This is a genomic window from Sphingobium ummariense RL-3 (genome assembly GCF_000447205.1).
GTDB classification, from domain to species: Bacteria; Pseudomonadota; Alphaproteobacteria; order Sphingomonadales; family Sphingomonadaceae; genus Sphingobium; species Sphingobium ummariense.
In genome coordinates this window covers 1-10,783 of record NZ_AUWY01000082.1, presented here as the reverse complement: position 1 = coordinate 10,783, position 10,783 = coordinate 1, and the positions used below count along the sequence as shown (strand labels likewise).

Here is a 10,783-nt window from a genome sequence, read left to right as displayed (position 1 = left end):
GGGGCCGGCGTGCCCGGGCCGCGCGCCTCGGCTTCTCCCGGCAGCCGCCGCAGGTCGCTGAGCGCGCGGTAGAAGCGCGCGATCGCCTCGCTCACGCCGGGATAGTTCTCCGCGACCTCCAGCACCTCGTCCCGCGCGATGCCGATGTCGCGCACCAGCGCGTCGGACAGGATCTCCCCCAGTTCGCTCGCCGACCCTTCGGCAGAGCCGGCGACGAAATCGCGCACGTCGATGTCGTAGGTGTTGGCCAGCCGCAGCAGCATCTGCGCCGTCAACGGCCGCTGATTGCGCTCCAGATGGTTGAGATAGCTGGGAGACACGCCCAGCTCCTCGGCCATGCGCGTCTGGTTGATGCCCAGCTCGCGCCGGAGGACGCGGAGCTTGGGGCCAAGATAGAGCTTGCGGTCGGAAGTCGCCATTCTGACATAATGTCAAATCATGACATCATGAACAAGTCGTCTCATGACATGACGGCACTCTTAGCCATTTCAACTGTCCGCCTCGCTCTCCATGTTGGTCGCATCACTCCATTGGAAGAGGAGCTTAGCCATGACCAGCGACACCTTGGAAACGCCGCAGCCCGCCCGTTCGCGCGCGGTCTTCTCCCAGGAGGATTTCGGCCTGATCCGCACCGCCATCGCCCATTATCTGCGCGAGGTTCAGGATCAGCCGGAATCGGTGAAGTACGCCAATCTCTACCACCGCCTGGGCCGGGTCGCCTGATGCGGGGCTGAAAGGGGCGCGGGACCGGTTCCCGCGCCCTCCTCAGCCGAACAGGCGCGCCAGCCAGTAGAAGGCGCCGCCAATCAGCGCGGCGGCGGGCAGGGTGACGATCCAGGCGACGACGATGCTCGACGCCACGTTCCACCGCACCGCCGACAGCCGGCGGGACGCCCCCACGCCCACGATCGCGCCGGTGATGGTATGGGTGGTCGACACCGGCACCCCCAGATGAGTCGCCATGAACAGGGTGATCGCCCCGCCCGTCTCCGCGCAGAAGCCCTGCGCCGGGGTCAGGCGGGTGATCTTCGATCCCATGGTGTGGACGATCTTCCACCCGCCCAGCAGCGTTCCCAGCGCCATCGCCGCCTGGCAGGACAGCACCACCCACAGCGGCACGTGGAAGCCGCCCTCCAGCAGGCCCTGCGAATAGAGCAGCACGGCGATGATCCCCATCGTCTTCTGCGCGTCGTTGCCGCCATGGCCCAGCGAATAGAGCGAGGCCGAAACCAGTTGGAGCCGCCGGAATACCCGGTCCGCGCCCTGCGGTGTGAAGCGGCGGAAAACCCAGGCGACAACCAACACCAGCAGCAGCGCCAGCACCAGGCCGACGGCCGGGGACAGCACGATGGCGGCACTGGTCTTGAACACGCCGCTCCACACCACGGCAGACACGCCCGCCTTGGCCGTCCCGGCGCCCAGAAGCCCGCCGATCAGCGCATGGCTGCTGGAGGACGGGATACCCAGCCCCCAGGTGATGAGGTTCCAGGCAATGGCCCCCATCAGCGCGCCGAAGATCACCTGCGCGTCGATCACGCTCGCGTCGACGATGCCCTTGCCCACCGTCTCGGCGACATGCAGGCCGAAGAAGAGGAAGGCGATGAAGTTGAAGAAGGCGGCCCAGGCGACCGCATATTGCGGCTTCAACACCCGCGTCGACACGATGGTCGCGATCGAATTGGCCGCGTCGTGCAGCCCGTTCAGGAAGTCGAACGCCAGCGCGACGGCGACCAGGCCGACGAGCAGGGGCAGGGCGATATGGGCTTCCATGATGGGCCTGTCTCTATCTCGTCCGGATGCCGGGCATCAGGCGTGGTCGATGACCAGCCCGGAAATCTCGTTGGCGACGTCCTCGAAACGGTCGGTCACCTTCTCCAGATGGGCGTAGATCTCGTTGCCCACCACGAAGTCCATCGGATTGCCCTGTCGCGCCTGGAGGTAGAGCGCCTTCAGTCCTGCCTCGTGCAACAGGTCGGCATGGCCCTCCAGCTTCACCAGCCGTTCGGTCAGGTCGTGCAGCCGCACCGCGTTCAGGTTCAGCGACCGCAGCAGCGGCATCGCTTCAGCGGTGATTCGCGCGCATTCGACGATCAGCGCGCTCATGTCCTGCATCTGCGACGGGAACTCGGTCACCTCGAACAGCGCGATCGCCTTGGCGGTCTGGTTCATCTGGTCGATCGCGTCGTCCATCACGCCGATCAGGCCGGTGATGGCGCTGCGGTCGAACGGCGTCACGAAGATGCGCCGCACGTCCTGCAGCACCTCGCGGATAATGTCGTCCGCCTCATGCTCGCGGTCGGAAATCGTGCGGATGTGCTCGGCCATGTCCGGCCCGCCCTTCAACAGCTTCGCGAGTGCATCGGCACCGGCGACCAATGTCGCGGCATGATCCTCGAATTGCTCGAAGAAGCGGCCCTGCTTGGGCATCAGCGCGTGAAACCAGCGCAGCATTCCAGTCCTTTCGCTTTGCCACTCGCGGATACGGATCAACAGGCGAAAGAACAAGCCCGGGTCTTTCGGCGGCGTGCGAAAGGACGCGATGATGGATTGCAGGTCGGGTTCGTCGACCGCCTGTGCGGCTTCGGCGACCGGGAACCAGCGCAACTCGCGCTCGCCTTGCTCGGGCCAATGGTGGAGCTGTCCGGTCACCGCCAGCGGGAACACTTCCACCGTCGCCTCGCGCGACCCGCCCTTGCGCCGCCGCTTGTCGTAGCGGTAGCGGCCGAGCGACGCCGGGCAGGCGATGCCGTGGATGCCCGCTTCCTCATAGGCTTCGATCTCGGCCGCGCGATGCCCGGCCAGCCCCTTGACCCTGTTGCCCTTTGGGATCACCCAGCGCTTGGTGTCGCGGGACGTGATCAGCAAGACCTGCATGGCTCCGCCCGGCGCAGTGCGATAGGGCAGCGCGGCGATCTGGCGCATCACCGCCTCCCCGGCGGGGGATGGCGGTGCGGTCGGTCAGTCGGGTATGGCGGGCGGTCCATCCCTGCGATGTAATAAAATTGTCATTTTATGCAATCGTCATGCGTGCGAAGAGGACCGCCGCCTCACCTGCTATATGGACAGCCGCGCGGTGATGCGGATGTCGCGGCCGGCCAGCGGCGCATAGTCCTTCAGGAAACTGGCATGGCGGCGCGCCTCGACATCGAAGATATTGTTGGCGGACAGGGTGATGGTGGTGCGGTCGTTGCCGGGTAGCGGCTTCCAGGCGGCCGACAGGTTGACCAGGGTGAAGCCGTCGGTCGGCGTCTCGTTCTGCGAGATGCGATCCTGCGAGAAGCTGTGCTCCACCTCGCCGCGAAGGCTCAGGCGGTCGCCCTGCGCCTCGATGCCGCCGAGCAGGCGCAGCGGGGGGATGCGCGGCGCCGGGCCGGAGCCGGTAATCGTCGCGCGGACATAGTCGGCGACGCCGTCCGCCTTCAGCGCGTAGCCGCCGACCTGGCCGAGATTGAGCGTGCCTTCCGCTTCGAAGCCCCAGTAGCGCGCGTCGGCCTGCGAATATTGGAAGCAGGGGAATTCCAGCGCCTCGCCGCCGTTCACCGCCATGCAGGCGTCGTCCGCGACCTGCGCGTCGTAGATATAGCCCTTGAACCAGTTGTGATAGGCCGACAGCGACAGGGTATAGCCGGTGCCCTGGCCGCGCAGCGTGCCCTCGACGCCCCAGCTGCGCTCCTTGGTGAAGTCCGGATTGCCCAGCTCGAAGGCCTGCGTACCGGCATGGTTGCCGCGCGCGAACAGCTCCTCGGCCGAAGGCGCACGCTCGGTATGCGCGACGTTCAGCCCCACGCGCCAGCCCGGCGCCAGTTCCTGGCTGCCGCCGACGGATGCGGAAAAGGCATCGAAACTGCGGCTATAGGCCGGGTTGAACAGCGTCTCGTCGGCATCGGCGCGGACATCGGTATGCTCGTATCGCCCGCCGGCTTCCACGCGGGTCGATCCGAAGTCGAAGGACTGAAGCGTGAAGAAGCCGATCTGGTCGGTCTGGTTGCGCGGCAGGAACTTCTCCTCGCCGTCGACATGGAACTTGCGGGTGAAGAACTGCGCGCCGATCGCGCCGTCCCATCCGCCGCGGTTGCGCTGGACCAGCTCCAGCCGCGATTCCATCGACTGGTTGTAGAAGGTGGTCCCGACCTCGCCGGTGTCCTCGATCTCCTGGTGCTGATAGTCGGCAAAGCCCGCCCGCAGCCGGATCGAATCGAGGAAGCCGCCATTGACCGGCACTTCGCCGCGCAGGTCGACACGGTCCTGCTTCATGTGCAGCCGCACCTGCTCCGCCTCCTCGCCGGGCTCCACCGCATAGCGGACCGGGACGCCGTAGAGATTATCGGTATGCGCGACCGAGAAACCCAGATTGCCTCCGTCGGTGATCAGCGCGGCGCCGCCCGCGACTTCCCACGTCTCGGCCCCGCTGTTGGGCAGCTTGCCGCGCAGCCCGGCCAGTTCCTCGATCTCGGGATCGCCGCTCGCCGCTGCCCGTGCGCGCAGCGCCGGGGTCAGGATATAGCTGCCGGTGTCCAGGTCGCCCGACTTGGAATAGCTGCCGTCGAAATGCAGCACGATCTTGTCGCCGATCGGCGCCTCGACCTCGCCCGATCCGGTACGCTCGTCGGCGGCGCTGCCATAGGTGGCGATGCCCTCGACATGGATCGGCTCGTCGGGCACGCGGCGCGGGATGCGGCTGTCGATGACGTTGACGACGCCGCCGATGGCGGAGGAGCCGTAGATCAGCGCCGCGGGCCCACGCAGCACCTCGATGCGGTCGGCGGTCAGCGGGTTGATCGCGACGGCATGGTCGACCGACGTGTTCGACACGTCGAAGCTGCCGATGCCGTCGGTCAGGATGCGGACGCGCTCGCCCTGGAAACCGCGCAGCACGGGGCGCGAGGCATTGGGGCCGAAGGACGTCGCTGACACGCCAGGCTGGCGCGCCAGCGTCTCGCCGATGGTGGTGCGCAGGTTGCGGGTCAGTTCCTGCCCGCTCACGACCGAGGTACCCGACAGGATGTCGCCCTGCCGCCGCGGGATCAGCGCCGTCACCACGATGTCCGTCTGGTCGTGATAGCCCTGGTCGGCCGCATCGGCCGGCGCGGCGTCGGTCTGGGCGAAGGTGGGGGCGGGGACGGCAAGGCAAAGCGCGGAGAAGGCGCAGCTGGCACGCAGCGGCGTAAGGCGGATCATGAGGCGGATCATCCCTGAAAGAAGACGGGTGAGCGCTGCCTATCGTGTATGATACAACATATCAACACACTTTTTCGCAGATGCGAAGCGACCCGTCGCGTGGTGAAGCGCGACAAAAGCTTTTAGAGCGTGGGACAAGAGCTTTTGTAGCACTGCCGCGATCAGTCTAGCGGCTCCTGCAGCACGACCGCGTCGATGGCCTCCACCGCGATGGCGATGTACGATTCGTTGTCTGGGCCACGGCCCTCCAACTGACCATTGGTGACCCGCGCCTGATGCTGCATCGCTAGGACCAGTCCGCCGAAATAGACCTGCGCTGTCCCACCTCTCGCAATACACGCCGTAGCCGCCGTCGCTAATTGCTCCCTTGGAATGGACATCTTCACCTCCCGATTTGACGTGGGGAAGAGATAATCAATTCCCGCGCCGCCGTCACCCGGCCGCTGACGCGGTAGTTTAGGTTGACCGGCTCGATCGACGCCCAGGAAAATATCTCGCGCACCTCGGGCACGTCGTTGATCGACAGGATGAAGCTCCCCCGAGCCCGTTTTAAAAGGCCGCTAAGACGCTCGAAATCAGCCTCTGAAAACACGCCGAGGCCGTAGTCATCGGTGCAGCCCCAGTATGGAGGGTCGAGATAGAAGAGCGTGTCGGCCCGGTCGTAACGTGGAATTAAGCGCTCGTAGGGAAGCCGCTCAATCACCACCCCGGCCAAGCGCTCGTGCACGTCCTCCAGCATCGGCACGAGCTTGGTGAGATCGAACATGGCCGGTCCCGTTGTCTTGGTACCGAAGTTGCGACCCATGACCTTCCCGCCAAATGCCATGCGCTGCAGGAATAGAAATCGCGCTGCCCGCTCCAGCTCCGTCAGAGTGTCAGGCTCGACACGCACCAGGCGGTCGAAGTCTGCCCGGCTGGTGACCTGCCATTTTAGGACATCGAGCAGCTGCTGATAATGCCGCTGCAGCAGCCGGAAAAGGTTGGTCACGTCGGCCGAGATGTCGTTGATGATCTCCGCCTTTGGTCGGCGATCGCGGCGGAAGAAAATGCCGCCCATGCCCACGAACGGCTCGACATAGCATTGGTGCGGCACTGCCGCGATCATGGGCACCAGCGTCTTTGCCAGCGCCCGCTTCCCTCCGATGTAGCTGGCGACCGGACGAACCGGGCCGACCGGAGTGAGCATTTCCAAATCCTTCATCTTTGCACCTCAAAAGCCCTGCCGCCGGGGTGCCCGGTGGCGGGGATCGACTGCGCCTGATCAGCGCTGAGATGCAGGCTCCTATCCTGCGGTTGAGGGGCGTTGGCGCGCCCCTTGCCCCCCGCCCGATCGACGGAGGGCGAAGCTCAATTACCGATCGCCCACCAGTCAAAGCCGCTGAGCGCCATGTCGTTGGTGTCGTCGGCCTGGAACTGGACGGTGAAGCTGGCGGCCGTGGTGAGCGGCGGGATGACCTGCGGCCAGAGATCGCGCAGGTTGCTGGCCGATGCGATGACGCCCTGGGTAAATGCATGCCAGCAGCCGCCTGGGAAGGGACTCGCGAAGTTGACGGTGCGCGTCACCTCCGAGGTGATGGTCTCGCGGAAATAGCCCATTTTGAGGATGAACAGCCCACCCGCGAAGGTGATCGTCCGCTGGCTGGTAGCCTCGTCGGTGGTGAGGACGAACAGCCCGTTGATCGTGTTCTGCATCGCCGTCAGCAGAAGCCCGACACTGTTGGAAAGCGCGGCGAGGTCGCCGTTAATATCGGTGCGGCTGGCGTCGATCGCCCGGCCGATCATCGCCAGGATGGCCGCGAGCAGCTGCGCGTTGTTCGCCTTGACCAATTCCATATTGCCGCCCGTCACATGCGTGATGACGGTCTCGACCTCGGCCTGCAGCGCGTTGAGCCAATCGGCGCCGACGCGCGTGGCCGGAAAGGGCGACTCCTTGAAGCGACCGTCCTCGGTGGCGCCCGGCGTGTCGATCCTGTGCATCAGTCGGTACTCCTTACGCCGTTCGCACTGCGATTGCGGGAACCCCGGATGTCGCGGCCTCCGCCTTCACAGCCGGGCAAAGCACGGGCAGCGGCCCGTAGGTCCATGGGTCGGTGAAAGTCAGATAGGCATCGGCCGTCGTGGTGTTGAAGCCGCCCCGTCCATAGGCGTCATGCAGCTGCGTCGCGCTCAACGTCGAGGCGCGCAGCGTGGGAGTGCCGCTGAAGGCCATCGCAAGAAAGCATTTCCCCCACAGCCGCCGTGCCGAAATGAGCAAGGGCTTGATGCCCGTCGAATTGGTGTCAAGCTCGGCGGCTGTCGCCATGAGCAGCCATGGGTTGCCTTCGGCGTCGGCCGCGTAGATGCCAGCATAACAGCCGCCTGCGCCCGCACCAGTGATTTCGATGGCGAGCGCGTCGATGTCCACCGTCCGCTCGAAGGCGAAGAGATAGGGCTTGTTCGCTTCCACCGCCACGCTGGCTGTGTTCGGACCAAGGCCATGGCCGTGGAAATATCGTCCCGCCGCCAGATTGGTCGCCGTCGGCCGCGCGAACGCATTGAACGAATATTCCTCATCGCCAAGGGCGGTATTAGTGCCGTCGGCCACCTCCACATCCTCGGGACGCGCGCAGTTCGTCAGGTGAAGCGCGCGCGCCCCGCCATAGCGCGCGGTCAGTCGGCTGCGCCGCAGTCCTTCGATCCTGATCGCCGCCCGCGCCGCGGCCAGGTCGTCGCAGACGCCTGCATCCGCGTAGAGGCGAAGGTCGGGAATCCCCCTGATACTCATCTCATATCCTGTCCCGACACTCGTCTGCGGGCGAAGATAATCTATCCTCACGGGCGGCAGGCCGACATAGGTGGGCTCGGAACAGCCAGCGGCGATGGCATCGGGGAAATTCACCAGCGAGAGGTCGATTTCGGCCCGTCCGGACATCTGGATCGGTTGAGGGAAGCTGGCTGCATTGGCGGATGTCGTCAGCGCCAGCGCGCGAACCGAGAAGTTGCAGTCCCCGACCAGCTCCACGGTGACATCGGTCATGTCGATCGCCGCGGGCATGGACACCGCCCGCCCGGTATCATAGCCGGGATTTTGGCCGCCCAGGCGCACCAGATAAATGTCCGGCGAAGCTTCTCCGAGCTGATTGGCGCTGTTGTCGAGCCGGAAGACGGAGCCGCGGAGGTCGACCACGCCGCCCAGCTCGAAGATGTCGCCCCGGATCTTCACGGCCTGGATCGAACCATTGTCGAGCTGGAAGTGTGCCGCACCGATAAGGTCGCTGCCCGCCATCTGGATGCAATAGGGGTTGTTGGGGTTGGAAGCGCCGATCGTCGGCATGGCGCTCAGATACAGGCCATGGAGCCAGTGTCCGCCGAGGCCGTCCGGAAAATTGCCGCCGACGACGCGATAATCCACGCATTTATGACCTTCGATGTCGCGCCGGGAGCCGGAAGCCCGGCAATCGCGGAACGTCACCCCGGATGCGATATTGCCGTTCCAGCCATAGTTGGTCGCGTTGATATGCAGGCCATCGACCAGGCTGTTATCATAGACGATCCCCTCGCAATTCTCGTGCAGGAACCCCTGCCGAATTTCGAGCGGCATCTCGTTGAACAGGACGGCGTCACGAATGACCGAGTTGCTCCGACGGACCGCCACAAGCATGTCCCGTCCGGCTGTTTCGGCCGCTTCGGCAACCCGGATATTGAGGCCGGATACGATCAGGGGTTTCCTTACCCGTTGCCGGGTGATCACCGTGCCAGCGGCAAATGGCTGGGTGAAGGCCACGCGCAGCGCCGTCGAGATCTGGCCATCGTCGGTCACGACCGTGAAGCTTTGACCCTGCCGAATTCGGCCGCCGCCTGCCCGCTGGATGTCGGTATCGCTCCCGTCGATGGTATAGGTCCACCCGCGCTGTCCCACCAGTTCCGGGATGAAGGCCGATCCCTTGATCAGCGTCCATGCGTTCGCCGTCTCCAGCGGGACCACCTCGACGTCCTCGGTTCGGGCGGCGATTTCGATGACGGGATCGGCCTGGCCAGCGTTCACTGTCAGGATCTGCGCCTCATTGAAGTTGAGGCTGGTCCAGGTGGTGACCTTGTCAAGTGCGGTATAGATGACACCCCCGCGCAGCTGCCATGGCCGGCGCAGGGCGCGGGCCGCCAGCGCGGTCGCATTCAGCAGGGCGGAGGCATTGTCGCCCTCCAGGTAATTGGGCGGTACGGTCAGCACGCCTTCGATCGGATCGGCCAGGAACTTGTTGCGGATGTACCGCTCGATCGTCGCAGCATGAAGCACAGCGTCCTCTAGCCCGGCCGTCACGCCGAGCCAGAAATCGTCGTCCGCCAGGTCGGTGATGACCGTCGCGATCTGCGAGGCCTTTCGGTTGACCGCAACCATCAGTCTTGTTCCTCCAGCAGCAGCCGCCCGCCGCTTTCGAGCAGGCGCCAGGCGCCACTCTCCAGCAGCACCTCGGCCGCGTCGTCGTCATCGGGATAGGTGAAGATCACATGCGTGTGCGCCGGCTTGGCGCCACGAAAGATGCATTCCAGGTCGAGCGCCAGCTCGCCCTCCAGCAGCGCGCTGCCGGCGGGGTCGCCCGCGACCATATAGTCCATCGATCCGGCGTTCAGCACATCGACCCGCCAGATGTAGCGCCACCGCCCGGCGGCGACCTCGGCAGCCAGGCTGGCGTCATAGTCGTCGACGTTCGGATCGAATTCGTGGATCGCGATCTCGTAGCCGAGCGTGGCGGCCGCCGCGATGTAGAAGGCCCGCGTCTGGCCGGCCTGATAGGCGAGCTTGCGCCAGCAAGCCATCTGCCGCGCCGCAACCGTCGTCGCGGCGGCGGTGCAGGGATCGGGCAGGCCCAGCACGCGCTCCCAGTCGGGCAGCAGCTCATAGGCGGTGCGTGGATCGGCCTCGTCCAGCAGCTGCTGCGCGCGCGCGTCGAGCCGCGCCAGCTCCTCCGCCTCGGCGCGGATCAACGCCGTCAGATCAGCGTCCGGATCGCGCGGCCAGGCGGCGCCCGAAGGAAGCAGCGCCTGGAGCTGGCCGAAATAGTCGCTGGCGGTCATCACGCCCATGTGATCGCCCCCCTGGTCAGGATGGCGCCGGCCGCGGCGGTGACATTGGCGGTGGGCGTCGCCATCACATGGTCGGTCTCGCCTGCCGCGATGGAGGCCGCTTCGCGCATGTGGCTGATCAGCATCGTGCCGCCCGGCTCGGCCTCGCGCGCGAACAGGTCGTCCAGCTCGGCCGTCACGGCCGCGCGCACCTCGGCCGTGTCGGGCGAAAGCGCGATGGTGAAGGGCACCGGCTGGGCGACGGGCGCCGCCACCGTCACCTGGGCGGTCACCGGCCGTAGCGCGTCGATGTGCGTGGCGACGACCGCGACGTCGCCAGCCTCGGGGATGATGTTGGCCCGCCCGTCCATGACGAACAGCAGCTTGACGGTGCCGAGGCCGTTCCAGTTGCCGTAGCACCAGGCGCGGCTCACCTCCGCCACCTCCAGCGCCCAGGCGACATAATCGCTCACCGCTCCGCCCCGCACCGGCTGGCGGATGCGGGCGAGCAGCCGGGCGCGCAGCGCGTCGTCGCTTTCCTCGTCGGCGCCGCCCGCGATTCCCC

Annotated in this window: 11 protein-coding genes; 1 reads left to right on the top strand and 10 read right to left on the bottom strand. The window is 65.9% G+C overall.

The features are described from left to right. The coding region (locus M529_RS0124710; protein WP_031295014.1) for a helix-turn-helix domain-containing protein at nt 1-419 on the bottom strand (419 nt) is incomplete at its 3' end. 130 nt (nt 420-549) lie between these two features. On the opposite strand from M529_RS0124710, the gene M529_RS50000 reads away from it, so the two are divergent. Then, nucleotides 550-723 (top strand): hypothetical protein, encoded by a 174-nt coding sequence (locus tag M529_RS50000; protein ID WP_021318207.1) that lies wholly within the window; start codon nt 550-552, stop codon nt 721-723. Between the two features lie 42 nt (nt 724-765). Here M529_RS50000 and M529_RS36480 read toward each other — a convergent pair whose 3' ends face one another. The 9 genes from M529_RS36480 to M529_RS36440 form a co-directional block, all read right to left on the bottom strand. Then, nucleotides 766-1,770 (bottom strand): inorganic phosphate transporter, encoded by a 1,005-nt coding sequence (locus M529_RS36480; protein WP_021318206.1) that lies wholly within the window; start codon nt 1,768-1,770, stop codon nt 766-768. A 36-nt stretch (nt 1,771-1,806) separates the two neighbouring features. Next, nucleotides 1,807-2,922, bottom strand: a complete 1,116-nt coding sequence (locus tag M529_RS36475; RefSeq protein ID WP_021318205.1) for a DUF47 family protein — start codon at nt 2,920-2,922, stop codon at nt 1,807-1,809. A gap of 132 nt (nt 2,923-3,054) precedes the next feature. Continuing rightward, the gene (locus M529_RS36470) at nt 3,055-5,178 is read right to left on the bottom strand and encodes a TonB-dependent receptor (RefSeq protein WP_031295013.1); all 2,124 of its coding nucleotides are present in this window, start codon (nt 5,176-5,178) and stop codon (nt 3,055-3,057) included. Between the two features lie 161 nt (nt 5,179-5,339). Further along, on the bottom strand, nt 5,340-5,462 hold the full coding sequence (locus M529_RS50590; protein ID WP_269078872.1) for a hypothetical protein: 123 nt from the start codon (nt 5,460-5,462) through the stop codon (nt 5,340-5,342). Nucleotides 5,463-5,560: 98 nt separating this feature from the next. Further along, nucleotides 5,561-6,379 carry a DNA adenine methylase gene (locus M529_RS36460; RefSeq protein WP_201766347.1) on the bottom strand — a complete coding sequence of 273 codons (819 nt, stop codon included), beginning with the start codon at nt 6,377-6,379 and terminating at the stop codon, nt 5,561-5,563. 146 nt (nt 6,380-6,525) lie between these two features. Next, complete coding sequence (locus M529_RS36455; RefSeq protein ID WP_021318201.1) at nt 6,526-7,155, bottom strand: gp53-like domain-containing protein; 630 nt, start codon at nt 7,153-7,155, stop codon at nt 6,526-6,528. Nucleotides 7,156-7,168: 13 nt separating this feature from the next. Beyond that, on the bottom strand, nt 7,169-9,553 hold the full coding sequence (locus M529_RS36450; RefSeq protein WP_021318200.1) for a hypothetical protein: 2,385 nt from the start codon (nt 9,551-9,553) through the stop codon (nt 7,169-7,171). Beyond that, nucleotides 9,553-10,230, bottom strand: a complete 678-nt coding sequence (locus M529_RS47780; protein ID WP_161626350.1) for a YmfQ family protein — start codon at nt 10,228-10,230, stop codon at nt 9,553-9,555. The genes M529_RS36450 and M529_RS47780 overlap by 1 nt, the downstream gene beginning before the upstream one ends. Next, the coding region (locus tag M529_RS36440; protein ID WP_021318198.1) for a baseplate J/gp47 family protein at nt 10,230-10,783 on the bottom strand (554 nt) is incomplete at its 5' end. The genes M529_RS47780 and M529_RS36440, both read right to left, overlap by 1 nt.